Source organism: Bradyrhizobium sp. Pha-3 (assembly GCF_042258615.1).
GTDB lineage: Bacteria > Pseudomonadota > Alphaproteobacteria > Rhizobiales > Xanthobacteraceae > Bradyrhizobium.
Genome location: NZ_CP170152.1, coordinates 8,293,599 through 8,316,716, shown reverse-complemented (window position 1 = coordinate 8,316,716; position 23,118 = coordinate 8,293,599). Strand labels below are relative to the sequence as shown.

The following is a 23,118-nucleotide window of genomic DNA, read 5'->3' as shown; positions in this document are numbered from 1 at the left end:
GCCTCACACCTCCAGCCATTCCTCGCGGATGGCGGCGTTCGCCTTGAGCTGGTCGGGGGTGCCTTCGAACACGACGCGGCCGTGTCCCATGATGTAGACCCGGTTCGAGATCTTCATCGCGATCGAGAGCTTCTGCTCGACCAGCAGGATGGCGACGCCGGCCTTGGCGATCCGGGCGATCAGCTCGCCGACCTGCTGCACGATCAGCGGCGCGAGGCCCTCGGTCGGCTCGTCGATCATCATCAGTTCGGGATCGCCGAGCAGCGTGCGGCAGGTGGTCAGCATCTGCTTCTCGCCGCCCGACAGCACGCCGGCCGGCGTGTCGGCGCGGCGGGCGAGGTTGGGGAACATGTCGAGCATCTCCTGCAGCCGCCACTTGCCGGGGCGGCGCGGGTCCTTGATGCCGAGGATCAGGTTCTGGCGCACCGTCAGGCTCGGGAAGATGTCGCGATGCTCCGGCACATAGCCGAGCCCGAGGCGGGCGATCTTGTGGCTCGGCAGGCCTGCGATGTCCTTGCCCTTGAAGCGGATGGTGCCCTGCGGCGGCACCTCGCCCATGATCGCCTTGACGGTGGTCGAGCGGCCGACGCCGTTGCGACCGAGCAGGCTGACGACCTCGCCGGCGGCGATGTCGAGATCGACACCCTGCAGGATGTGGCTCTTGCCGTAATAGGCGTGGAGATTCCTGACCTCGAGCATCAGTCGACCTCCTCGCCGAGATAGGCTTCCTTGACCTTCGGATTGCCGCGGATTTCCTCCGGCGTCCCGGAAGCGATGATGTGGCCGTAGACCAGCACCGAGATGCGGTCGGCGAGGCCGAACACCACGCTCATGTCGTGCTCGACGATGACGAGCGTGCGGCCTTCGGTGAGACGGCGGATCAGCGCGACGGCGCGTTCGGTCTCGGCGTGGCTCATGCCCGCGGTCGGCTCGTCCAGCATGATGACGCTGGCGCCGCCCGCAATCGTGATGCCGATCTCGAGCTCGCGCTGCTCGGCATAGGTGAGCAAGCCCGCCGGCACGTCGCGACGATGGCTGAGATGGATGTCGTCGAGGATCTGCGCGGTGCGCTGCTTGACCTCGGGCAGATTGTCGACGTTCTTCCAGAACGCATAGCGGTGGCCGGTCGCCCACAGCACGGCGCAGCGGACGTTCTCCCACACCGTCATGCGGGCGAACACGTTGGTGACCTGGAACGAGCGCGACAGGCCGCGCCGGTTGATCTCGAACGGCCGCAGCCCCGACGTGACCTCGCCGTTCAGCCGGATCTCGCCCGAGGTCGGCTTGATGTGGCCGCTGATGAGGTTGAACGTCGTCGACTTGCCGGCGCCGTTCGGGCCGATGATGGCGTGACGCTCACCCTTGGCGACGCTCAGGTTGAGGTCGCGGATGATCTGGACGTTGCCGAAGCTCTTCTCGACGGCGTTGACTTGGATGGCAGCGGTCATGCCAGATACCCCCGATCACGGGCCACCGTCGCGGCGCGATCCCAGGCTTCCGCGACGCGCCGCCAGGTGATGCGCGCAACCAGGAAGCCGCCGACGAGCAGAACCGCCGCGGCCACCCAGGTCGTCGGCGCGGTCGCGACGAAGGGGATGCCGAGCAAGTTGATCGGATCGCCACCCGAGAAGCGTGCGACGGTCTCGATGGTCAGGATGATGCCAAGCGCAAACGCCAGCGTCGGGATCGCGGCGACCAGATAGGACGGGATCACGGCGCCGAGGGTGCCGGCGCGGATCAGCGGACGGTGCTTCATCAGGATGCCGGCGATGCCGCCCGGCGCGAACATCACGATGCCGATGAAGATGACGCCGAAATAGAGCTGCCAGACCGAGGTGACGCTGGTCAGCCCGAGCTGCAGATAGGTGACGAGGATGGCGCCGATGATCGGGCCGAAGAAATAGGCGGTACCGCCGATGAACGCGGAAAACAGCACCCACGCTGATTGCGCCGCGCCGAGATAGGCGGAGTTGGCGATCTCGAAATTGATCGTGGTGAGGCCGCCGGCGATGCCGGCAAAGAAGCCCGCGAACATGTAGGCGAGATAGCGCACCACATGCGGATCGTAGCCGATGAACTCGACGCGCTCCGGATTGTCGCGCACCGCATTGCAGATCCGCCCGAGCGGCGTGCGGGTCAGCGCGTGCATCGCGATCGCCGAGACCATCACCCAGAACGCGATCAGGTAGTAGACCTGGATCTGCGGCCCGAAGGTCCAGCCGAACAGCGGCATCAGCGAGGTGCGGTCGGTGGTGATGCCGGACTCGCCGCCGAACACGCTGCGCAGGATCAGCGACGACGAGGCGACCAGCTCGCCGATTCCGAGCGAGATCATCGCAAACACGGTGCCGGCGCGCTTGGTCATGACCCAGCCGACCAGCAATGCGAAGGCCATGCCGCCGATGCCGCCGACCAGCGGGATCACCGGCAGCGGGATCGGCCAGTTGTGGCTCGCGACCGCATTCATGGCGTGCACGGCGAGGAAGCCGCCGAGGCCGTACTGCACGGCGTGGCCAAACGACAATAGCCCGGTCTGGCCGAGCAGGATGTTGTAGGAGAGCGCGAAGATGATCGCGATGCCGATCAGGCTGAACGAAGTCAGCGAGCCGCCGGAGGAGAACACCAGCGGCAGCACGACCAGCGCTACGGCTGCGAGGAGCCAGATGCCATAGAAGCTCAGGGCGCTGCTGGACTCTTCTTTGGCCATTGCGGGAGCGGGGGTCACAGCGTTCGTCATGACTCGCGCGTCCCCAACAGGCCCATGGGGCGGAAGATCAGCACCAGCACCAGCAGCAGATAGGGCAGGATCGGCGCGATCTGCGCGATCGTCACGTTCCAGATGTCGGTCAGCGGCGAGGCGCCGAGGCTCGGATCGAGCGGGCCGAACACGCTGGCGAGCGAACCATTGAGCGCGACCGCAAAAGTCTGGATCAAGCCGATCAGGAGCGAAGCGATGAAGGCGCCGGGCAGCGAGCCGAGGCCGCCGAACACGATGACGACGAACAGGATCGGCCCGAGCAGCGCGGCCATGTCGGACTGCGTCACCAGCGAGGGACCGGCGATCACGCCGGCGAGACCCGCCAGCGCGCTGCCGACGCCGAACACCAGCATGAACACGCGGCCGACATTGTGGCCGAGATGGCCGACCATGCTCGGATGGGTCAGCGCGGCCTGCACGATGAGGCCGACCCGCGTCCGCTTCAACGTGACCAGCAGCGCGATGAAGATCACGACCGAGACCACCAGCATGAAGATCTTGTAGGCGGGGTAGTTGGTGGAGAACACAGTGAAGGCCGGAAAGTCGAGTGCCGCGGGAACCCGATAGTCGACCGGGCTCTTGCCCCAGATCATCGAGACGATTTCCTCGATGGCGAAGGCGAGACCGAAGGTCAGCAGCAGTTCGGCGACATGGCCATGCTTGTGGGTGTTGCGCAGGCCATAGCGCTCGACGCCCATGCCGACCACGCCGACCAAGAGCGGTGCGATCACCAGCGCCGGCCAGAAGCCGATCCAGCGGGTGAGCTGAAAGCCGAAGAACGCGCCCAGCATGTAGAAGCTCGCATGCGCGAAGTTGAGCACGCCCATCATGCTGAAGATGACGGTGAGCCCGCTGGACAGCAGAAACAACAGCATGCCGAACAGGACGCCGTTGAGTGTCGAGATGACGATGAGCTCAGCCACGGCGCACCCGCTTGAGACTGGAACGGTTCACGTGATCAATAACCTGTCGGTGAAATGAACTACGGCACCACCACGCTGCCGGAAGACGAACGCCTCCGCAACCCTGTGGTTGCGGAGGCGCCTTGCAGCGACCGATCAGGGCCGCTTCATGTTGCAGGTGGTCGGAAGCATCGTCTTGTCGGTGTCGATCTTGGAGACGATGTGCCAGCCCCAGCCGGTGTTCTCTTCGTCGAACGGCTCCTTGGCCTTGTCGGTCAGCGAGCCGAACGAGGAGATGTAGATCGGCTGGAAGAACTGGTGGTCGTCCTTGCGCATGAAGCCATCGCCGCCGTCGAACACTTCGAACTTCATGCCCTCGAGGGCGGCCGCGACTTTCACCGGATCGATCGAATTGGCCTTCTCGGCGGCGGCCTTGAACATCCGCATCTCATTGACGGCGCGCGGATACCACACGGAAATGCCGGTCTTGGCGCGGAAGTCCTTCTCGAAATCCATCGCCGCCTTGTTGCCGGAGTTCGGGACGCCTTCGCTGATCTGGAACACCTGGTTCTCGAGGCCGGTCTGCTTGATCGCGGTCGGCCCACCGGCGCCGCCGGCATAATAAGTGTACCAGTTGACCTTGAGGCCGGCATCGGCCGCGGCCTTCAACAGCAGCGCGAAGTCCTGGCCCCAGTTGCCGGTCACGACGGTGTCGGCGCCGGAGGCCTTGATCTTGGCGATGTAGGGCGAGAAGTCGGTGACCTTGAGCATCGGGTGCAGTTCGTCGCCGACGACCTGGATGTCCGGCCGCTTTTCGCCCAGCATCTTGCGCGCCGTGGTGCGCACCGACTGGCCGAACGAGTAGTCCATGTTGATCAGATAGACCTTCTTGATGGACGCTTGGCCCTTCATGTAGTTGGTCAGCGCTTCCATCTTGATGTCCGAGTTCGCATCCCAACGGAAGTGCCAGTAGCTGCACTTCTCGTTGGTCATGCTCGGATCGACCGCGGCGTAGTTGAAGTAGAGCACTTCCTTGCCGGGGTTGCGCGAATTGTTCTTGGTGACAAAATCTTCCAGCGCCGCACCGACCGACGAGCCGTTGCCCTGGGTGATGTAGTGGATGCCGGCGTCGACCGCCTTCTGCGCCTGCACCAGGCTTTCCTGCGGATTAGTCTTGTTGTCGAGCGGGACGATCTCGACCTTGTGGCCGAGGATGCCGCCCTTGGCGTTCAATTCGTCAGCGAGATACTGAAACGTCTTCAGGCCGCCTTCGCCAACGCTGGCGCCGCCGCCGGAGAGCGGATCGATATAGCCGATCTTGATGGTTTCCTGCGCGGACGCCGCGCCTCCCAACACCGTCAGCGCTGCCGCGGCGGCAACGATCAGCTTATGCATCGCGCGTTCTCCCTTGCTCGTGTTTCTTGATCTTCAGCGATCGAGGCCGTCTCATAACCCCAATTGCCGCGCCTCCGCAACTTTCGCTTTGAATATGGCGTCAAGTTTTAGCGGAAGGTAGCATGATGTTATAGGCTATATGTCTTCGGAATTGGGTCGGTGTTTTGAATTACAGGTAAACTTTTGGGTGAGGCTTGCGCGGGCACGCTAGCTTGGAACCGATGTCGTCCAAGACCTCCATCCAGCGCGCGGATGCTCCAGCATCGCGATAGCAGCGGCCGCGAATTGGCGGCTCAAGCCGGATGCCGGCGCGGCTTGAGACCTGCGAGAAACAACCGCGCGAACTGATCGGCGATCTCGGCTGGAGACCAGTCCCGTCTGCTTTTGAACCAGATCGGATACCAATGGCCCATTCCGGTCAGAACGCGCTCTGCGAAGTAGGTATCGATGCGACGGAAGCGGCCCTCGTCGATCCAGCGCTGATAGCTGTCCTGGTCCCGCCGGATCGTCGCCAGCACCTCGCCGACATAGGCTTTACGGTCGACGTCGTTGAGATAGTTGATGTTGTGGTAGGTCGCCTTCGGGCCGCAGGGCGTGTCGTGCAGCATCAACAACAAGCGGATCCTCTGCACGATGTGATCGAATGCGCCGAGGCTGTGGTCCTGCAGGTGCTCGCGAATACTGATCTCGCCGGCGAGCCCGCGCCGCAGGCAAGCCAGCAACAGGCTCTCCTTTTCGCTGAAGTGATAGTAGATGCCGGCGCGGGTCATGCCCGCATCGACAGCGATGCTCTCGAGCGACGTGCCTGACGCGCCCCTGCGGTTGAAGCTGTCGGAGGCAATCGAAAGCATCCTGTCGAACTTCGCGGCCCGCTTGTTCAACGCCGCGCGCGACTCCAGGAATGGGGCAAGGCTGAGCGGTTCGGGCATCTCGGGAACCGCAATCTCGCGCCGGTAAACGCCATGCGTGATGATGTCGTCGATGGCATCGATCGCCTGCTGCCGCGTGTAGTAGTCGCGTTCGGACAGCCAGAACGGCACCCAGTCCAGGATGGAGATCAGCGCCACCGCCGTGAGCAGCGGTTCGTCGCAGGCGATCGAGCCGTCCGCCACGCCCCGATCCAGAATGTCCGCAAGCCACGCGGCATTCTGCCAGCGCTTGGCATGAACTTCGCTGCTGTAGGGCGCAGCCAGCGCGTCGATATCGGTGAACAGGATCATGCGCTGCGCTTCGGACCGCAGCCTGCCGCGCACAAAGCGCCTGACGATCTCGAGCCCGTCGATACCGGGCTCCGCGGCCGCCTCGATTTCGTGCCGATAGATCGCAAGGCCGCGCAGGTAGCAGTGGAAGATCAGATCTTCCTTGTCGCGGAAATAGTGGTACAGCGCGCCCGGCACGGCCCGCACCGACGCCGCGACCTGCTCCATCGTCACGTTCGCATAGGAGTGGCGGGCAAACAGCCGGGAGGCTGAGACGAGGATTTCTTCAGCCCGATCCGTCGGGTCGGCGGCGACTTGCAAGCTCGATTGCCCTTCCTGATCGCGGAACGAAAATCCGCACGCGAGATAATCCCCTTGGCAGCAGCTTGTCGATCTGCGATAGACGCTGGTATACCATACACCAGTCGCTTTTGGAGAGAGCATGGCGCGCAACATTCTGATCCTTGGGGCTTCCTACGGCTCCCTGCTGGGGACCAAGCTTCTGATGGCGGGGCACAACGTGTCCCTGGTGTGCCGGAAGAACACTGCGGACCTGATCAACCGCGACGGCACCGAGGTGCGCATCAAGCTGCGTGACGAGAAGGAGCATCGCTCGATCTTCTCGCGCGACCTGCCGGGCAAGCTCGACGCCGTCACGCCCGCCGATGTCGACGTGTCGCGCTACGACATGGTCGGCCTTGCGATGCAGGAGCCGCAATACACCAACCACACGGTTCGCGTGCTGATGATCAAGATCGCGGCGGCGAAGCTGCCCTGCCTGTCGATCATGAACATGCCGCCGCTGCCGTATCTGAAGCGGATCCCCGCGCTCGCCGGCATGGACCTCGAGGAGGCCTACACCAACGCCCAGGTCTGGGAGCGCTTCGAGCCGGGCCTCGTGACACTGTGCTCGCCGGATCCGCAGGCGTTCCGTCCGCCGGAAGAGAAGGCCAACGTGCTGCATGTCGGCCTGCCGACCAACTTCAAGGCCTCCGCCTTCGCCGACGACAAGCACAACAAGGTGCTGCGCGAGCTCGAGGCCGACATCGACGCGGTGACGCTCGACGGCCAGGACGTTCCGGTGAAGTTGAAAGTATTCGACTCGCTGTTCGTGCCGCTGGCTAAATGGTCGATGCTGTTGACCGGCAATTATCGCTGCATCACGCCATCAGAGCCGCAATCGATCCGCGATGCCGTCCACGGCGACCTGACGCGCTCGCAAGCGATCTATGACCATGTCGATACCATCGCGCGCAAGCTCGGCGCCGATCCTGCCGATCAGGTGCCGTTCGCGAAATACGCCAAGGCGGCCGAAAGCCTGCTCAAGCCGTCCTCGGCGGCCCGCGCGGTCGCCGCCGGCGCGCCCTTCATCGAGCGCGTCGATCTGCTGGTGAAGCTGATCTCGCACCAGCTCGGCACGCCGAGCGCCGAGATCGACCGCACCGTCGAGACCGTCGATCAGAAGCTGAACGAGAAGATCGTGCAGGGCGGCTCGGGCGCCCAGTAATGGGAACGCGCGTTGACGGCGGGGCAGGGCTCGAACCTGCAACCCGACCGTCATGAGCGGTGTTGATCTTGCTGTGGTTTCGGTCGGCTAAGCGGGCCGCGAAGGCAGCGAGGTCATCGCTTCGAGTTGCGCTGTTCGCGTTGCCAACACAGCGAGCAAGCTCTTGTGCAGCCGATCCTCGGGCTCGAAATTTTGCGCGAGGGTTCGGATGGTCTCGGCAAATCGCATGCGATACGTCGCCGCCCTGTCGAGGTCTCCGTACTTCGCGAAGATCTCGGCGGCCGTGCGGTACACCCGCCAGGAAGCAATCGGGAAGTCGGCACTGTCGACGATCTCGAGCGCGCGGGACAGGTGCAACCGAGCCTCCGCCGAATCGCCCAAGGCAAGCGCAGTCCGCGCGAGCAGTCCGTGGGCCTGGGCCAGGTGATTGAGATCCGGAGCCGCAGCCACATAGTCGTGGAGCCGGCGTGCACAGCTCTGAGCCTGCTTAAAGTCGTCAACCTGCAAGTAATATTCGCCGAGGCAATGATACACCTGCGTCGCAGCGGTAAACTCGATGTTGATGCCTTCTTCATGCCTGCGGCGCTCAATATCGTCGAATTGCCTGCGAGCTCCCGACGGATCGTTCAGGCCGACATAGGCCTTCGCGAGGACGGCCCGCTTGTGGAAGTACGTCGACTGATCGCCGACCAATAGACTGTCGTCGACGCTTTCGCAGAGCTCCCGGGCTCCATCAAAGTCCATCGCTTCGACATGCAACCATGCAAGCGTCAGCCGGCACAATGCGCTGCTGGGGCCGTTCGCGTTCCTGACGGCCAGTTCGAGGCCGGTCGTGATCTCACGTCGCAATTCGCGCCACTCGCCCAGATGAATGAGCGCGATGGATTCAAGAACGTTGAACAGAACAAAAGTGTAAACGTCGCCGGCTAGCCGCGCCAACCGCTTTCCTTCGGTACCGGCGCGGCGGCATTCCTGGTACCGCGACCTCCAGCAATCAACGATACCGGATATTCCATTGCGCCTGATCAAGATGCCATAATTCGTGGCATTCGCACTCAGCTCGATCGCCCTGTCGCAGAGCGTGGCGTCCTGTTTGCGCCAGCCGTTGAGGAACAGGTTGACGCTCGCGCTGCTGCCCTGGACCAGAGCCTTGAAGGTATCGTCCGCAAGCGCCTGGCTTCGCGACAGGACATCTTCGGCGGCTTCGAGGCAGGCGTGGCGATCCACCCGCAAGCAGAGACTGCTCACAGCCGTGAGGCCGTTGAGCTGCTGCTTGATCTCGCCGGCCTGTTCGGCGCAAGCGATCATGTCGCGCAAATCACGGATCGAGCCGGCGAGGTCGCCGCACGAGCGAAGCGCCCAGCTCCGCTCCCGCAAGAGAGCGACGCGGGTCGAGAATTTGTCGGCAGCATCGAAACGATCGAGTATGCCGAGCGCGCGGGTGAGATAGCTTGCGGCCTCCGCATGGCCGAGGCGTTTCGTCGAGCTCGTTGCCGCCTCCCTGAGGTAGCGCAACGCGCTCGGAAAGTCGCGGCCCTGCTCAAAGTGAAGTGCGAGCGCGGGCGCTATTTCAGGAGTGCGGCCGGCATAGGCCTCCTCCAGCCTCTTGCCCAAGCGCTTGTGCGTCTGCGCGCGGTGCCCCGGCGGCAGATTCTGGTAGATGATATTCTGATAGAGGATGTGACGAAAGGCGTAGGAGCCCGAATACGTGCCATCGGGCCACTCGGAAACCCCCGAACGAACGAGGATTTGATCCTTCCGGATCGACGCTTCGATGTCCCTTTCAACGTCGATCGCATCGTCGGACAGGCCGGCCGCAACGAGGGCCGCAGAAAATTCTTCGCCGGCAACGCTGGCGACATCGAGCAGACGCCGCTCGTGATCGGTGAGGCGATCGAGCTCGTGGCCGATCATGCGCAGGAGGCTGTCCGGAATGCGATCTTGCGTGAATGCCGCCTGCGAGGCCAGGCGCCATCTGCCGTCGATTTCGATGATCGACTCCTGGTCGATCAAGTGTTTGAGCAGCGAGGCAACGAACAAGGGATGTCCCAGCGTTCGCTCAAACACGGGCTTTGACAGGCTGGAGGCAAGTTCCTCGTCGTCGAAGCGCAACGCCAGGTAACGCTCGACCTCCGAACGCGACAATCGATCGAGGCGCAATTCGCTGCAGTATCCATGGATCTCGAGATCCCGGTGCAGGCGACGGATGGGATGCCCGCCGACGGAACTGTCGGCCGGCCGATAGGAGCAGAGCACCAGCACGCGCGCCTTGCCGTTCCCGCGCGCGAAGCGAGACAGCACGTCGAGTGTCGCGAAGTCGCTCCAATGCAGATCTTCGAGAACAACGACCCAGGGGCGGCCGGTGCTCAGCGCTTCCAGAAGATCGCAAAATTCGCGCAGCATCCGCTCGCGCGTCGCGCCGAACACTTCATCCTGGAAAGCCGCGCGTTCCGATGCGTCGATGGCGCCTGGCAATTGCAGTATCCAGGTGGGGGCGTGCGTGCGAACTGCCGAAATCAATTCCGGACCGTTTGCGCGATAGCGGTTCACCAGTGCATCGATGAGTGGAAGAAAGACTTCGTCCGTTCCGAAGCGTTCAGTGCAGCGCCCATAGAGCTGATCGAAGCCCTGTTCCGTCAGCTGCTCGATCGCCTTGGCGATGAAGGCCGTCTTGCCGATCCCGGCTTCTCCGGTGACGAAAGCCATCTGCCGTTTGCCAGACAATACTTGCCGCGTCATCTGGTCGATCATCCCGAAGGAGGCTGTCCGGCCGACCACCAGCGTGGAGATTTCGACCTTCAGAGGCGCGACCGCGTTCGCGACCTCCCCGGGTGCTTCCCGCACCGCGCCGATAAAGCGGACGCCCTTGCGCGGCAGGGTCTTGATCAGCCGTTGCGCCTCGCCGGAATCGCCTATTGCCGTACGGGCCGCGTTGATGCGGGTGGTGAGCGCTGACTCCGATACGATGCGCCCGCCCCAGATCGCACCGATCAGATCGTCCTTGGTCACCACCCGGGCGCGGTGGCGGACAAGATATTCGAGGAGGTCAAAAACCTGAGGCTGCAACGGGATCGGACGTCCGTCACGGCGCAATTCCCGCTGGTCGGTGTCGAGAACAAACTCGTCAAATAAATACAGCAAAACAATGCCTTCGGAGGTGCACGCGAGGCGGGCATTGAACCGGTACACCGGCCCGAAAGCAAGCGCACCCTGCAAAATCAAGCAAACGATAAGAAAAAATTAAGCTCGCGTTAAAGCGCGGCGCAGCGTCCCGTTCGATACTTCCAGCCGTATCCAGCCACTCACACAAGGTGCTCGTGTCATGCGCTTGGAAGAAAAGGCGCGGCGTCTCACCCGCGTATTCTATGGGTTGTTGTTTCGCAAGATGCTTCAGTCGATCGCGGCAGCGGCCGTACCATTGTTTGACGGCAGGGCGTCAACCAGAAACGATCCGTTGTTTTCCGTCGCTTCCACGAGCTCTTCCCGAAGAGAGGGCTGGCTTGGGCGCCTCCTTCAAGCACTCCACCATTCACGACGGCTGCAGGCAGAACGTACCCGTCGTCGGTATCGTCACCTGATCGACGACAGGTGGCACTGGTTTGCCTCTCGGTCCGATGTTGGAGGACATGACAATGTCGGTCAGTGAAAAGTCGTCCGAACGCAAGCTTCGGGTTTCGGCACCGAGCGAGACTACGCTGCTGGCAACGATCGCCATCTGCTTTGTCATTGTGCACATCCTTGCAGCCACAATGTTGACTTCGACCCGCCAGAGCGATCCCGGGGCAGCGCCCGAGCCGCCCGGACTGTCGTCCACCGACTGATCGCCGCGTCGTTATTCCCGGATATTGCGAACCGAAAGGGTTAGCTCATGGGCGACATTGCGTCGTTTTGCCTGCTCAGCATCGCTGTGTTTTGCGGCGCTTTCGTCTCGGGCCTCGCGGGTTTTGCCTTTTCGGCTGTGGCCGGTGCGATTCTCCTACACGTTCTCCCGCCACTGGAGGCGGTCCCGCTGATGATGGCGTGCAGCATCACCGTGCAGGCCACCGGTCTTTGGGCCTTGCGAAAAAGCATCCGATGGAAGCAGAGCTCGGCACTGGTCGTCGGCGGATTGCTTGGCGTTCCGATCGCCGTCTGGTTGTTGCAGGCAGCAGACGCGCGGATATTCAGAGAGAGCTTCGGTCTCGCGGTCGCCTGCTACGCGGCCTACACGTTATTCCGGCCGGTGCTTTCTCATCGCCTGCAGATGAATGCGGGTCGTAATGCATTGATCGGTTTCGGCGGAGGCTTTGTCGGCGGGCTGACGGCAATGCCGGGTGCAATACCGACCATATGGTGTGACATCCACGGCGTGCCAAAAACCGAACAGCGCGGCATGGTGCAACCCTTCATCGCCGCCATGCAGATATTCGCACTTGGTCTCATGCTGATCCGAGGAGATCTGTCGACAAAGGTCCTGGTTGACTTCGCCGTCAGCATCCCGGCCCTCCTCGCAGGAACAGCGCTCGGGCTTTTTGTCTTTCGCTGCGTCAATGACGCGCTGTTCCGGCGAATTATTCTCAGCATCTTGCTGGTCTCGGGACTGTTGCTGGTGTTGTAGCTGCGCCAGTCGCGCCTCCAGTCACAATGGCAGCCGGTTGCTGACTTCTCGCCATGCATCGGCGACCAGCAAAGCGTGCAATCGCGGCTGCCGAACGCATGGCTCCGCCTACCCAGGTGAGGTAGGCTCGCGCAGTTGCGGTTGGGAGCCACGGACATGCCGATCAAATCGCTTCCTCTCCTTGCAATCTATAGCGACCTCGACCGCGCGCGCGATATCCTGCGCGCCTGGCAGCCGCTCGACCATCTTTCCCCCGACGATGCCGAGATCGTCGTGAAGGCGATCGCCGAGGGCATCGCGCGCGGACGCAGGCACGGCCTCGAGATGGGGCAGTGCCATTTGGCGGCTTGAGTTGCGCTTACCTAGTGCTCGAGTGGCGCGACCTGTTTACGTGAGCTGAGCACGCTCGTCAGGCTCCCTCTCCCCTTGCGGGAGAGGGTGGGGAGAGGGGTGGCCACGGGCGAGATGATTGGCATGGGTGTCGATATCGCAACGCCGATCGCTCCGTATGAATATTGAGAGAGCCCGTCGTGTGACACCCCTCTCCCACAAGGGGAGAGGGAACCCCGCCGCTGGTGGCTCCCTTACGTGGAGCGTTGACAGGTCGGCCGCTAGCTCTGCTGCTTCACGGCCAGAATCGTCACCGCGCGCGTCTGGTGGCTCGGCGTCTGGAAGTCGATCGTCTGTCCGACTGAAAGCCCGATCAGCGCGGCGCCGACCGGCGTCAGCACCGAGATGCGCCGCAGCGCGATGTCGGCTTCGTGCGGGTACACCAGCACGACTTCCCTGACGTCACCGGTCTCGTCGTCGCGGTAGCGCACGCGCGCGCCCATGCGGACCACGTCGGGCAGTTCGGAATCGTCGGCGACGACCCGGGCCCGGTCGGTCTCGCGGGCGAGGAACTGGGCCACGCGGGGAAACACCGCCATGCTGGAATCGGCCAGCGCGCTGAGCCGACGCGCCTCGCTCGCGGCGATCACGATCGGCGGCAATGCAGGAGCGGTAAAGTCGTTCTGAATGGTTCGGGTCATGTCGGATGATCTTTGCGGTTGATCGCCGGCGCGCGGATGTCTCGCGCGACGCGACGAGCCGAATGATTTGATGGCGTTATGATTTTGACGATGTCGAGAATCCGGACGGCGCGCGATCGCCGGCCGGCTAAGTGCCTGCGTGCAGACGTCCAGCGCGCAAACCGAGGCGCGCAATGCGGGTGTCGATGCTCAAGGTGTCGATCATGGCACCATCAACATAGCCGCTGGCGACGTCACATCCATTGCGGCGAAAGCGCGCACGCGCCGTCGCCGCAACGGCCTTGTGTCAGGGCTGGCCGATGCCGGTGAGGCCGAGCACCGCGCCGGCGGCGAGCGCGAGCAGCGGATGGATGCGGGTCGTGGTGGTCGCGATCGCGACCATGGCCGCGATCAGGATGGTGCCCCAGCTCGAGGTCGACGAATGGGTGATGACGATGGCGCTGGCGGTGACGAGGCCGGCGGTGACCGGAACCAGCCCGGCCTGCACCGTGCGGCGCCACGGCCGGTCCTTGAAGCGTTCCCAGAGCCGCAGCGCGAAGCCGGTGACGAGCGACGACGGCCCGAACTTGGCGAGCGACGTCACCAATACGCCCGGGAAGCCGGCGACATGCCAGCCGACCAGCGGAACCACCATCATGTTCGGCCCCGGTGCGGCCTGCGCCAGCGCGAACAGCGCGCCGAATTCCTGCGCCGTCATCCAGTGATGGATGTCGACCACCTGGCGCTGCATCTCCGGCAGGATGGTGTTGCCGCCGCCGAAGGCGAGCAGCGAGAGCTCGGCGAAGATCAGGGCGAGCGTAACGAGGGTTGCGGTCATGACGCCTGCCTCGACCGGAGGAATATGCTGAGCGGCGCGAGCGTCAAGAGTGTCGGCAGCAACGGCAATCTGAACACCGCGATTGCGAGCACGCAGAACGCGCCGATGACAAGCCCAAGCACATCGCGCCGCAACGGCCAGGCGATCTTGATTGCGGTCGAGATCAGGAGCCCGGCTGCCGCGGCGGCGAGACCGCCGAACAAATGACGCACCACCGGATCGTCGGCGAAGCGGCCATAGATCACGCCGAGGCCGATCACGACCGCGGTCGGCACCGCGATCAGGCCGAGGATCGAAGCAAGGGCGCCGGGAATGCCGCGGAACTTCAGCCCGACCGCCACCGACATGTTGATGATGTTGCCGCCGGGCAGGAACTGGCAGAGCCCGAGCAGGTCGGTGAACTCGGCGCCGGTCAGCCAGCGGCGTTTCTCCACCATCATGTGCCGCGCCAGAGGCAGCACGCCGCCGAAACCGGTCAGTCCGAGAATGAAGAAGCCCGTGAACAACTCGCCGACATCAGGTGCGTCATGCTTGGCGGTCTGTGCGGCGGGTACGGCGTCCATCGGCAGGGCGGCTCCGGTTCGTTCGTTGTTGACCTGACTTTAGTTGGCCGCGTGCCAAATATCCAATATATGGATACGGGAATTTGCATATCTATTGCATATGGATCGCCCTGATGATCGAGCTGCGCCATCTCCGCTATGCCGTCGCGGTCGCCGAGGAAGGCCACATCACCCGCGCCGCGGCGCGGCTCGGCATCCAGCAGCCGCCGCTGAGCCAGCAGATCCGCGCGCTGGAGGCCGCGATCGGCGCGCCGCTGTTTCGCCGGCAGCCGCGCGGGGTCGAGCTGACCGCCGCCGGCCGTGCTTTCGTCGGCAAGGCGCGCGCGATCCTGCGCGACACCGAGCTCGCCGTGGAAGCCGCGCGCCGCGCGAGCCGCGGCCAGGAGGGGCAGCTTGCGATCGGCTTCACCTCGTCGGCCGCCTTCCATCCCTTCGTCACCGGCGTGATGCGCGAAATGCGCGAGCGCGCGCCGGCGATCACGCTCTCGCTGGAAGAGGCCTCGACCGGCGAGCTGATCGAGGCGGTCGAGGCCGACCGGCTCGATGCCGCATTCGTGCGTTCGCCGAGCGAGCGGCTGGAGAACCTCACGATCACGCATCTGCTCGACGAGGAGATGCTGGTCGCGTTGCCCGATCATCATCCACGCGCCCGCAAGGACCCGCGCCGGCGGATTTCGCTGGCCTCGCTCGCCGACGAGCCGCTGATCCTCTACCGCCGCCCGACCGGGCCTGGCCTCTACGACAGCATCATCGCCGCCTGCCGTGCGGCGGGCTTCAGCCCGAAAGTGGCGCAAGAGGCGACGCGGATGGTGTCGACGCTGAGCCTCGTTGCGGCCGGGCTCGGGATTTCGATCGTGCCGGAATCGATGGCGCGGCTGGAGACCGCAGGCGTGTCCTATCTCCGCCTCGACCGCGCCACGGGTCTCGTCGCGCCGCTCGCGCTGGCCCGCAAGAAGGGCCCTGCCGCCGGCACGCTCGGCCGCCTGCTCGGGATCGTGACGCGGCGGGTGAAGGACCGTGCCGCCGTTTGAGGGCGTGTCGCGCGACGCAGCTGCGCGTCAACGCAGGCCCTGCGGCTGGCGTGGAATGTGGGGAGTTTGGCGAACGCGCGCGTCCGGGCGCGGCTAGATAGCTCCCATCGAACTCCGATGCCGGCACGTCGATCGCAACTACTCGGTTGCGTCCGGCGGCCTCGGGTTCAATCACCACAGTGAAAGGCAGTTCAATGGCACGTTTTCCTGTCCATACGCTCGACTCCGCACCGGAAGCCGCAAGGCCCGCCTTGCGTGACGTCGAGGCGAGGTTTGGCATGATCCCGAACCTTGCGGCGACGATGGCGACGTCACCGGTGCTGATCCAGAGCTTCATCGGCATCTTCGACAAGGTTCACGGCGGCAGCTTCACCGAGCAGCAGATCCAGACCGTACTGCTCACCGATGCGGTGACCAACGGCTGCACCTGGGCGGTCGCGCTGCATTCCGCGCTCGGCCTGCAGGCCGGCCTCGATCCCCAGGATGTCGACGCGATGCGTGCCGGCCGCTCGCCTGCCGACAAGACCCTCGGCGCGCTCTCAACGCTGGCGAGGTCGCTGATCGAAAAGCGCGGGCGGCTCGACGACGAGGAGATCGAACGATTCCTGGCGGCCGGGTTCTACAAGGACCTCGTGCTCGAGGTGATTACCATCGTGGCGGCGTCGACCATCACCAACTACACCGGCAGCGTGACCAATCCACCGCTGGAGCCGGCGTTGCAGGCGCACGCCTGGAATGGTTGACGCTGCACTCCCTCTCCCCGTCCTTACGGGGAGAGGGTTGGGGTGAGGGATCGTCTCCGCGAATACGGCGATAGTTGTGTTCGCGGAGGCTCCCCCTCACCCGGAACGCATCTGGCGATGCGTCGTAGCCGAAGCTCTGCTTCGGCGTTCCTGAGAACGGCCGCCGAAGGCGGCCTATGCCTCTCCCCGCAGGCGGGGCGAGGTAAAGCGGAGTCCTTCGCTAACGTCATCATGTCTCAGCGCGCAAATCTGGCACGGTAGTCCTGCGGTGTGGTCGACAGCACGCGCAGGAAGCTGCGGCGCATCGTCTCCTCGGACCCGAAGCCGCAGCGCTGCGAGATTCGCTTGACCGGCAGGCGCGTCTCCGAGAGCAAGTGCCGGGCGCCCTCGACCCGCAATCGCTCGATCGCGCGTGCCGGCGTCAACCCGGTTGCATCGGCGTAGTGCCGGCTGAAGCTGCGCTCGCTCATGCCGGCCTGTTTCGCCAGTGTCGAAAGCGAGAGGTCGTCGGCCAGATGGCCGCTGATCCAGTCATGCAGCGCGCCGAACCTGTCGTCGGTCGTTTGCAGCGACAGGATTTCGCTGAATTGCGCCTGTCCGCCGGGCCGCTTGAAGAACACCACGAGATAGCGGGCGACGGCAAGCGCCGCCGCGCGGCCGAGGTCCTCCTCCAACAGGGCGAGCGCGAGATCGATGCCGGACGTGACGCCGGCCGACGTCCAGAACGATCCGTCGCGCACGAAGATCGGATCGGACTCGACGCGAACATCGGGAAAACGCTCGGCGAGTTCCGAACAGAATTGCCAGTGGGTCGCGGCACGACGGCCGTCGAGAACGCCCGATGCGGCGAGCAGGAACGCACCGGTGCAGACCGATGCGGTGCGGCGCGCTTGCCCGGCGCGTCCGCGCACCCAGTCCACCAGGACGCGATCGGCCGCCGCTGCGTTGACGCCGTCGCCGCCCGGAATCACCAGCGTGTCGACCGCAGTGCTGACGGCGGGCAGCGGGTGCACCGCGAGCCCGACGCCGGCCGACGCGTCGATCGTGGGGCCGTCCTTGGCGACGATGCGGACCTCATAAGGCTCGGCGTTGCCGGCCCTGGCCGCCAGCGCGTTGGCGGATGCGAACACCTGCAACGGCCCGGTGACATCGAGCAGTTGCACCGCCGGGTAAGCCAGCACTTCGATCAGGCGGCGGCCGTTTGGCGAGAAACGTGGGCTGGTTGGCGTCATCGCCGAAACGTGCCGCGCTAGATTCGCTTTGTCCATAGTGCAGGGAAAGTTCACGCGAAGTCTGAGGGAAGTTCGATGATTGCTCACGATGTCCACTTGCGGATCGGATCACTGCTGTTCGAAGGCGTCGATCAAATCGATTTGACCGGGCCGTTCGAGGTGCTGTCGCGGATTCCGAATTCGACCTACCGCATCTACGGCAAGACCGCCGAGCCCATCCGCGACATCAAGGGATTGCGGCTGACACCGGATGCGACGCTGGCCGAAGCGCCGCCGCTCGATGTGCTGCATGTGCCGGGCGGCTTCGGTCAGCAAGCCTTGATGGAGGACGCGGAAGTGCTCGGCTGGATCAGCCGGCAGGCGGCGGGGGCATGCCGCATCTTCTCGGTTTGCACCGGCGCGCTGATCTGCGGAGCGGCCGGCCTTCTGAAGGGGCGCAGGGCGACGACGCATTGGGCGTCGTTTCATCTGCTGCCATTCTTCGGCGCGACGCCCGTGAACCAACGCGTGGTGGTGGACGGAAGCTTTGTCTTTGCCGCCGGAGTCACGGCAGGCATCGATGGCGCATTGCGGCTCGCGGCCGAATTGCGCGGCGACGATGCCGCGCGCGCGATCCAGCTCTATATGGTGTATGCGCCGGAGCCGCCGTTCGACAGCGGCACGCCGGAGACCGCGCCAGCCGAGATCCTGCAGCAGTCGCGCGAGGCCGTGCGCGCGATCACGGCGCAGCGGGAAGAAACCGCACGCCGCGTGGCCGCCAGGCTGGGCGTCGTCGTGGGGGCCTGAGCCCGGCTTTTGCCGAACGATTTGGTGTCACCTCGCCCCGCGTGCGGGGAGAGGTCGGAACGCATCGATAGATGCGTTCCGGGTGAGGGGGAGCCTCCGCAAACGCAGCTGTCATCGGATACGCGGAGAGGGCCCCTCACCCCAACCCTCTCCCCGTAAGAACGGGGAGAGGGAGTGCAGCACCGGCGCGGTCGCTATTCGACCTGGGCTCGTAGCACTAATTCCCCGGCTCGAAGCTGCAGTCGGCGCCGCCGCCGGCCTTGTCCTTGATCACGGTGGGATCGAGCGTGCAGGACAATTTCGACAGCGCCTCGTAGATCGTCCCGGCGGCTCCGTCGCCGGGAACGCCGGCGAGCGCCACGGTCGCGTAGATCGCGTTGGCCTCGCTGCCCTTCACGGTGTGGGTCCTGCTGCCGAAGGTCAGCGCGCAGGAGCGCGAGGTGATGTCGACATTGCTGGCGCGGCAGACGACCTTGTCGGCGGTGACGGTGATCTTCCTGGTGATGCGGACATTGCTGTCGCCGCCAAAGAACGCGGCGACCGCCTTCTTCTCCCTGGCCGGCAGCGAGGAATAGGGCGCCACCACGCCGGCAAGCGCCAGCGCGACCGAGCCGGAGGTGGCCGCGGGTGCGGCCGACACGGCAGACGAAGCCAGTGACAATGAACATGCGAGGATCGTCAATCGGCCAAATCTCATTCCAGGTCTCATTCCAGGTCTCATTCCAAGTCTCATTCCCGTCTCCTGTATCTGCGCTTTCCGCGGCGCGGAATCGCTAGCATGCCTTGTGAATTGAATGGGTGATGCCGTTCACATGCCATTCTGCAACTTCAGGTGAGGGCGCTGCGCGCACAGGGCAGGGCGGCCCCGCGCGGACCCGCTTGCACGATCGCGCCATCGGCGTCACAGTCCGCTCTGCGGCAGCGATGCCGCCAACAACCAAGACAAGACGCTCACTCCGGGGAACGCCATGGCGGCCACGCGCATCGACTGCGACATCCATCCCGCGGTGGGGGGAACGCGCACCACGCTGCTGCCTTATCTCAGCGATCACTGGAAGGAACAGGTGGTCAGCCGCGCCATCGACGGGCTCGACCTCAATTCCTATCCGCCGTCGATGCCGCTGTCGGGCCGTACCGACTGGCGGCCGGCCGACGGCCGCAAGCCGGGCAGCGATCTCGCCATGGTGCAGCGCGGCGCGTTCGACCAGCTCGGTGCAAGTCACGCCATCTGCAATGTCGTCTACGGCGCGCAGGCGGTGTTCGATCCCTACATGGCGGCGGACTTCTGCAAGGCGATCAACGACTGGATCGCGACGGAGTGGCTTGCCAGGGACACGCGGCTGCGCGCCTCGATCGTGGTGCCGATCCAGGCACCGGATCTTGCGGTCGAGGAGATCGAGCGCCGTGCCGGTGATCATCGCTTCGTCTCGGTACTGGTGCCCTCGCAAGGCGAGATGCTGCTCGGACGGCGGCACTATTGGCCGATCTATCAGGCTGCGGAGAAATACAGACTGCCGCTCGCGATCCATGCCGGCAGCGCCTATCGCGGCGCGCCGAGCTCGATCGGCTGGCCGTCCTATCGCTACGAATATTATCTTGCCGAAGCGCAGGCGTTCCAGGCGCAGACATTGAGCCTGATCTATGAGGGTGTGTTCGGGAAGTATCCCGGATTGACGGTCGTGCTGATGGAGTCGGGCGTCAGCTGGCTGCCCGCCTTCATGTGGCGCGCCAACAAGACCTGGCGTGGCGTGCGTGTCGAGGTGCCGTGGGTGGAGCGCGAACCGGCCGCGATCATCCGCGACCATTTCCGCGTCACCATGCAGCCGTTCGATGCGCCGATGGATGCAACCGGCGTCGCCGATATCATCGACCAGATCGGCTCCGACAAGATGTTCCTGTTCGCGTCCGACTATCCGCATTGGCAGTTCGACGGCGACGATCCGGTCCCGCCGTATTTGCCTGACAGCATCGTCAGGCGGATGTGCGAGGACAACCCGATTGAAACGTTCCCGCGTCTGAAGCTCGACGCCTGACCATGACGAAGCTCGACGCGACATCGGCGGTCTCATACCTCTCCCCAGCGGGGAGAGGTCGGCGCGCAGCGCCGGGTGAGGGGGCGCGGGTCTCACGAGGGACCGTAAGGCCCTCACCCGGATTGCATCTGGCGATGCAATCCGACCTCTCCCCGATGGGGAGAGGTGACGGCCACACCGGCTCAATTCAATGGAGGATCGCATGAGTGACGTCATCGACCGCCCGATGCTCGACCAGGAGACCACCGCCGCAACGCGGCTCAAGATCATCGATTGCGACATCCATCCGAGCATTCATGCGCACAGCGATCTCAACGAGTTTCTGCCGAAGCGCTGGCAGCAGCATCTGAAGGAATATGGCAGCCATCTGCGCACGCCCTATATCGGCACCACGCCGTATCCGCGCTCCTCGCCGCTGATCGCGCGGCGCGATGCGTGGCCGCCGACCGGCGGCGTGCCCGGTTCCGATCTCGATTTCATGCGCAAGCAGCACCTCGATCCGTTCGATGTCGAGTTCGGCATCCTGCAGGTGCTCGACCTCTTCATCTTCTCGCAGCAGAACCTGGAATTCGGCGCCGCGATCCAGCGCGCCATCAACGACTGGCAGCTGGCGTTCTGGGCGCATCGCGATCCGCGCCTGAAGGCCTCGATCCTGGTCGGGCAGGACGGCTCCGACCTCGGCCTCGCCGAGATCGACCGCTGCGCGAAGACCGGCGAATACATCCAGATCAACGTCTCGCCGCGCGCCAACGAACCGCTCGGCCGCCGCCGCTACTGGCCGATCTACGAGCGCGCGCAAGAGCTCGATCTGCCGCTCGGCATCCATGTCGGCGGCTATGGCGGGCATGCGCCGACCGGCGGCGGCTGGCCGTCCTATTATTGCGAGGAGCATCAGTCGAACGCGCACACGGTGGCCTCGAACCTCACGAGCCTCGTGCTGGAAGGCGTTCCGGAGCGCTTCCCGAAACTGAAGATCGTGTTCATCGAGGGCGGCTTCGGCTGGATCCCCGCGACGATGTGGCGGATGGACCAGCATTTCGAACGCTTCCGCAGCGAGGTGCCGCATCTGAAGCGCAGGCCGAGCGAATATGTGAAGCAGCATTTCTGGTTCACGACCCAGCCGATCGACGAGCCGGATGAAGCCAAGCACCTGCGCCAGCTGATCGAATGGGTCGGGATCGACCGGCTGCTGTTCTCGTCGGACTATCCGCACTGGGACTATGACGACGCGCGCTACGCCTTCAAGACGCCGCTGACGGACGCCGAGCGGCGCAAGATCTTCAACAGCAACGCCCGCGCGGTTTACAAGTTCTAGGATTGCAATGGCCCGTCACATCGTCGCGCGCACCAGTGAGATTCCGGCCGGCGGCAACAAGGTGTTCGGCCTCGAGGGCCGCGACATCGTCGTGTTCCATGTCAATGGTGAGTTCTTCGCACTGCTCAATCGCTGTCCGCATGAAGGCGCACCGCTGGAGAAGGCGGCCTGCGTGGCGCGCCTGACGTCGCCGGAGCCCGGCATCTATCAGCGCGACCGTGTCGGCGAGATGCTGCGCTGTCCGTGGCACGGCTGGGAATTCGACATGCGCAACGGCCAGTCCTGGTTCGACCCCAAGCGATTCAGGATCCGCTCCTATCCGGTCGCGGTCGAAAGCGGCGCGGACTTGCAGAAGGGGCCGTATGTCGCCGAGACGTTCCCGGTGCACATCGAGGACAATTACGTGATTGTCGAGGTGTGACGGGCTGCCGCGAATTTCGTTGTGCCCCACCATGATGGGCGTTATTGCGATATCTGCAATAATGAAGTTCCATCGGCGATAATTATAATATCCAATGCAATGGGCCACCTTGAGGTCTCGGTCGGGATAATCCCGTCCACGACATCAGGAACGGCACCATGAAGCTCTATCACTTCGCTCTCTCCGGCCATGCGCACCGCGCCCGCCTGTTCATGTCCTTGCTCGGAATTCCGCACGAGGTCGTCGACGTCGACCTCAGGTCCGGGGCGCACAAGACGGCGCAATTCCTCGCGCTCAATCCGTTCGGCCAGGTGCCGGTGCTCGACGATGACGGCACCATTATTGCGGACTCCAACGCGATCCTGGTCTACCTCGCGACCAAGCTCGGCCGCACCGACTGGCTGCCACAGGATGCGAAGGGCGCCGCCGCCGTGCAGCGCTGGCTGTCGGTTGCCGCAGGCGATCTCGCGTTCGGGCCCGCCGCGGCGCGGCTGATCACGGTGTTCAGCGCGAAGTTCAATCCGGACGACGTGATCGCTCGCGCGCATGTTCTGCTGAAGCGGCTCGAAGCCCATCTTGCCGATCGCGAGTGGCTGGTCGGCGCGCAGCCGACGATCGCCGATGTGGCGCTCTACAGCTATCTGTCGAGCGCGCCCGAAGGCAACGTCGATCTCTCCGCCTATCCGCGCGTCAATGCATTCCTGCGCCGGATCGAGGCGCTGCCGGGCTTCGTGCCCTTTGCCAAGACGCGCGCCGGCCTGGCGGCGGCTGCGTGACAGGTGGATCGG

At 64.4% G+C, this 23,118-nt stretch carries 23 protein-coding genes; 10 read left to right on the top strand and 13 right to left on the bottom strand.

Annotation, left to right across the window (positions count from 1 at the left end; translation table 11 throughout):
* Window positions 1-3: 3 nt before the first annotated feature.
* The 6 genes from ACE10Z_RS38885 to ACE10Z_RS38860 all read right to left on the bottom strand — a co-directional run bounded on the left by ACE10Z_RS38885 (window position 4) and on the right by ACE10Z_RS38860 (window position 6,575).
* Window positions 4-699: an ABC transporter ATP-binding protein gene (locus ACE10Z_RS38885; RefSeq protein ID WP_176529142.1), complete on the bottom strand. Its 696-nt coding sequence runs from the start codon at window positions 697-699 to the stop codon at window positions 4-6.
* On the bottom strand, window positions 699-1,448 hold the full coding sequence (locus ACE10Z_RS38880) for an ABC transporter ATP-binding protein (RefSeq protein WP_028341317.1): 750 nt from the start codon (window positions 1,446-1,448) through the stop codon (window positions 699-701). Before ACE10Z_RS38880 ends, ACE10Z_RS38885 begins: the two co-directional genes overlap by 1 nt.
* Complete coding sequence (locus ACE10Z_RS38875) at window positions 1,445-2,737, bottom strand: branched-chain amino acid ABC transporter permease (protein ID WP_375785408.1); 1,293 nt, start codon at window positions 2,735-2,737, stop codon at window positions 1,445-1,447. Before ACE10Z_RS38875 ends, ACE10Z_RS38880 begins: the two co-directional genes overlap by 4 nt.
* Entirely contained in the window at window positions 2,734-3,681 is a 948-nt protein-coding gene (locus ACE10Z_RS38870) for a branched-chain amino acid ABC transporter permease (protein ID WP_173638683.1), read from the bottom strand. The genes ACE10Z_RS38875 and ACE10Z_RS38870 overlap by 4 nt, the downstream gene beginning before the upstream one ends.
* 135 nt (window positions 3,682-3,816) lie before the next feature.
* The gene (locus ACE10Z_RS38865) at window positions 3,817-5,055 is read right to left on the bottom strand and encodes a branched-chain amino acid ABC transporter substrate-binding protein (protein ID WP_375785407.1); all 1,239 of its coding nucleotides are present in this window, start codon (window positions 5,053-5,055) and stop codon (window positions 3,817-3,819) included.
* 293 nt (window positions 5,056-5,348) lie between these two features.
* A complete protein-coding gene (locus tag ACE10Z_RS38860) occupies window positions 5,349-6,575 on the bottom strand; it encodes a TetR family transcriptional regulator (protein WP_375785406.1) in 1,227 nt (408 codons plus the stop codon).
* Window positions 6,576-6,696: 121 nt separating this feature from the next.
* Here ACE10Z_RS38860 and ACE10Z_RS38855 point away from each other — a divergent pair, with 121 nt between their 5' ends.
* Window positions 6,697-7,761, top strand: coding sequence for a ketopantoate reductase family protein (locus ACE10Z_RS38855; RefSeq protein ID WP_375785405.1), 1,065 nt, complete (start codon window positions 6,697-6,699; stop codon window positions 7,759-7,761).
* Window positions 7,762-7,848: 87 nt separating this feature from the next.
* On the opposite strand, the gene ACE10Z_RS38850 is transcribed toward ACE10Z_RS38855, so the two are convergent.
* On the bottom strand, window positions 7,849-10,983 hold the full coding sequence (locus ACE10Z_RS38850) for an AAA family ATPase (RefSeq protein ID WP_375785404.1): 3,135 nt from the start codon (window positions 10,981-10,983) through the stop codon (window positions 7,849-7,851).
* Between the two features lie 307 nt (window positions 10,984-11,290).
* Entirely contained in the window at window positions 11,291-11,488 is a 198-nt protein-coding gene (locus tag ACE10Z_RS38845) for a hypothetical protein (protein ID WP_375785403.1), read from the bottom strand.
* A gap of 141 nt (window positions 11,489-11,629) precedes the next feature.
* Here ACE10Z_RS38845 and ACE10Z_RS38840 point away from each other — a divergent pair, with 141 nt between their 5' ends.
* Window positions 11,630-12,358 carry a sulfite exporter TauE/SafE family protein gene (locus ACE10Z_RS38840; protein ID WP_375785402.1) on the top strand — a complete coding sequence of 243 codons (729 nt, stop codon included), beginning with the start codon at window positions 11,630-11,632 and terminating at the stop codon, window positions 12,356-12,358.
* Between the two features lie 156 nt (window positions 12,359-12,514).
* Entirely contained in the window at window positions 12,515-12,709 is a 195-nt protein-coding gene (locus ACE10Z_RS38835; protein WP_375785401.1) for a hypothetical protein, read from the top strand.
* Window positions 12,710-12,969: 260 nt separating this feature from the next.
* On the opposite strand, the gene rnk is transcribed toward ACE10Z_RS38835, so the two are convergent.
* From rnk to ACE10Z_RS38820, 3 genes are all read right to left on the bottom strand, one after another.
* Window positions 12,970-13,389 carry a nucleoside diphosphate kinase regulator gene (gene rnk, locus ACE10Z_RS38830; protein ID WP_375785400.1) on the bottom strand — a complete coding sequence of 140 codons (420 nt, stop codon included), beginning with the start codon at window positions 13,387-13,389 and terminating at the stop codon, window positions 12,970-12,972.
* A gap of 286 nt (window positions 13,390-13,675) precedes the next feature.
* Window positions 13,676-14,206 (bottom strand): chromate transporter, encoded by a 531-nt coding sequence (locus ACE10Z_RS38825; protein WP_212313814.1) that lies wholly within the window; start codon window positions 14,204-14,206, stop codon window positions 13,676-13,678.
* A complete protein-coding gene (locus tag ACE10Z_RS38820; protein ID WP_375785399.1) occupies window positions 14,203-14,769 on the bottom strand; it encodes a chromate transporter in 567 nt (188 codons plus the stop codon). Before ACE10Z_RS38820 ends, ACE10Z_RS38825 begins: the two co-directional genes overlap by 4 nt.
* A 116-nt stretch (window positions 14,770-14,885) precedes the next feature.
* Here ACE10Z_RS38820 and ACE10Z_RS38815 point away from each other — a divergent pair, with 116 nt between their 5' ends.
* Window positions 14,886-15,800: a LysR family transcriptional regulator gene (locus tag ACE10Z_RS38815; protein ID WP_375790029.1), complete on the top strand. Its 915-nt coding sequence runs from the start codon at window positions 14,886-14,888 to the stop codon at window positions 15,798-15,800.
* 194 nt (window positions 15,801-15,994) lie between these two features.
* Complete coding sequence (locus tag ACE10Z_RS38810) at window positions 15,995-16,543, top strand: carboxymuconolactone decarboxylase family protein (protein ID WP_375785398.1); 549 nt, start codon at window positions 15,995-15,997, stop codon at window positions 16,541-16,543.
* Window positions 16,544-16,779: 236 nt separating this feature from the next.
* On the opposite strand, the gene ACE10Z_RS38805 is transcribed toward ACE10Z_RS38810, so the two are convergent.
* Window positions 16,780-17,775 carry a GlxA family transcriptional regulator gene (locus tag ACE10Z_RS38805; RefSeq protein WP_375785397.1) on the bottom strand — a complete coding sequence of 332 codons (996 nt, stop codon included), beginning with the start codon at window positions 17,773-17,775 and terminating at the stop codon, window positions 16,780-16,782.
* Window positions 17,776-17,850: 75 nt separating this feature from the next.
* Here ACE10Z_RS38805 and ACE10Z_RS38800 point away from each other — a divergent pair, with 75 nt between their 5' ends.
* Window positions 17,851-18,561 carry a DJ-1/PfpI family protein gene (locus tag ACE10Z_RS38800; RefSeq protein WP_375785396.1) on the top strand — a complete coding sequence of 237 codons (711 nt, stop codon included), beginning with the start codon at window positions 17,851-17,853 and terminating at the stop codon, window positions 18,559-18,561.
* Between the two features lie 217 nt (window positions 18,562-18,778).
* Here the strand turns inward: ACE10Z_RS38800 and ACE10Z_RS38795 are convergent, their stop codons facing one another.
* Window positions 18,779-19,258 (bottom strand): hypothetical protein, encoded by a 480-nt coding sequence (locus tag ACE10Z_RS38795; RefSeq protein ID WP_375785395.1) that lies wholly within the window; start codon window positions 19,256-19,258, stop codon window positions 18,779-18,781.
* 271 nt (window positions 19,259-19,529) lie between these two features.
* Here ACE10Z_RS38795 and ACE10Z_RS38790 point away from each other — a divergent pair, with 271 nt between their 5' ends.
* The 4 genes from ACE10Z_RS38790 (at window position 19,530) to ACE10Z_RS38775 (ending at window position 23,106) form a co-directional block, all read left to right on the top strand.
* Window positions 19,530-20,594: an amidohydrolase family protein gene (locus ACE10Z_RS38790; RefSeq protein ID WP_375785394.1), complete on the top strand. Its 1,065-nt coding sequence runs from the start codon at window positions 19,530-19,532 to the stop codon at window positions 20,592-20,594.
* Window positions 20,595-20,796: 202 nt separating this feature from the next.
* On the top strand, window positions 20,797-21,909 hold the full coding sequence (locus ACE10Z_RS38785; RefSeq protein ID WP_375785393.1) for an amidohydrolase family protein: 1,113 nt from the start codon (window positions 20,797-20,799) through the stop codon (window positions 21,907-21,909).
* Window positions 21,910-21,916: 7 nt separating this feature from the next.
* Entirely contained in the window at window positions 21,917-22,330 is a 414-nt protein-coding gene (locus tag ACE10Z_RS38780; RefSeq protein ID WP_375785392.1) for a Rieske (2Fe-2S) protein, read from the top strand.
* A 158-nt stretch (window positions 22,331-22,488) separates the two neighbouring features.
* Entirely contained in the window at window positions 22,489-23,106 is a 618-nt protein-coding gene (locus tag ACE10Z_RS38775; RefSeq protein WP_375785391.1) for a glutathione S-transferase family protein, read from the top strand.
* The last annotated feature ends 12 nt before the right edge of the window (window positions 23,107-23,118 follow it).

What these genes read in the sequence shown, in the direction of transcription:
- rnk (WP_375785400.1), bottom strand. Translation starts at nt 13,389, where the DNA reads ATGACCCGAACCATTCAGAACGACTTTACCGCTCCTGCATTGCCGCCG.
- ACE10Z_RS38785 (WP_375785393.1), top strand. Translation starts at nt 20,797, where the DNA reads ATGAGTGACGTCATCGACCGCCCGATGCTCGACCAGGAGACCACCGCC.
- ACE10Z_RS38795 (WP_375785395.1), bottom strand. Translation starts at nt 19,258, where the DNA reads ATGAGATTTGGCCGATTGACGATCCTCGCATGTTCATTGTCACTGGCT.
- ACE10Z_RS38840 (WP_375785402.1), top strand. Translation starts at nt 11,630, where the DNA reads ATGGGCGACATTGCGTCGTTTTGCCTGCTCAGCATCGCTGTGTTTTGC.
- ACE10Z_RS38800 (WP_375785396.1), top strand. Translation starts at nt 17,851, where the DNA reads ATGATTGCTCACGATGTCCACTTGCGGATCGGATCACTGCTGTTCGAA.
- ACE10Z_RS38820 (WP_375785399.1), bottom strand. Translation starts at nt 14,769, where the DNA reads ATGGACGCCGTACCCGCCGCACAGACCGCCAAGCATGACGCACCTGAT.
- ACE10Z_RS38865 (WP_375785407.1), bottom strand. Translation starts at nt 5,055, where the DNA reads ATGCATAAGCTGATCGTTGCCGCCGCGGCAGCGCTGACGGTGTTGGGA.
- ACE10Z_RS38775 (WP_375785391.1), top strand. Translation starts at nt 22,489, where the DNA reads ATGAAGCTCTATCACTTCGCTCTCTCCGGCCATGCGCACCGCGCCCGC.
- ACE10Z_RS38825 (WP_212313814.1), bottom strand. Translation starts at nt 14,206, where the DNA reads ATGACCGCAACCCTCGTTACGCTCGCCCTGATCTTCGCCGAGCTCTCG.
- ACE10Z_RS38855 (WP_375785405.1), top strand. Translation starts at nt 6,697, where the DNA reads ATGGCGCGCAACATTCTGATCCTTGGGGCTTCCTACGGCTCCCTGCTG.
- ACE10Z_RS38845 (WP_375785403.1), bottom strand. Translation starts at nt 11,488, where the DNA reads ATGACAAAGCAGATGGCGATCGTTGCCAGCAGCGTAGTCTCGCTCGGT.
- ACE10Z_RS38780 (WP_375785392.1), top strand. Translation starts at nt 21,917, where the DNA reads ATGGCCCGTCACATCGTCGCGCGCACCAGTGAGATTCCGGCCGGCGGC.
- ACE10Z_RS38790 (WP_375785394.1), top strand. Translation starts at nt 19,530, where the DNA reads ATGGCGGCCACGCGCATCGACTGCGACATCCATCCCGCGGTGGGGGGA.
- ACE10Z_RS38835 (WP_375785401.1), top strand. Translation starts at nt 12,515, where the DNA reads ATGCCGATCAAATCGCTTCCTCTCCTTGCAATCTATAGCGACCTCGAC.
- ACE10Z_RS38880 (WP_028341317.1), bottom strand. Translation starts at nt 1,448, where the DNA reads ATGACCGCTGCCATCCAAGTCAACGCCGTCGAGAAGAGCTTCGGCAAC.
- ACE10Z_RS38885 (WP_176529142.1), bottom strand. Translation starts at nt 699, where the DNA reads ATGCTCGAGGTCAGGAATCTCCACGCCTATTACGGCAAGAGCCACATC.
- ACE10Z_RS38810 (WP_375785398.1), top strand. Translation starts at nt 15,995, where the DNA reads ATGGCACGTTTTCCTGTCCATACGCTCGACTCCGCACCGGAAGCCGCA.
- ACE10Z_RS38875 (WP_375785408.1), bottom strand. Translation starts at nt 2,737, where the DNA reads ATGACGAACGCTGTGACCCCCGCTCCCGCAATGGCCAAAGAAGAGTCC.
- ACE10Z_RS38805 (WP_375785397.1), bottom strand. Translation starts at nt 17,775, where the DNA reads ATGACGCCAACCAGCCCACGTTTCTCGCCAAACGGCCGCCGCCTGATC.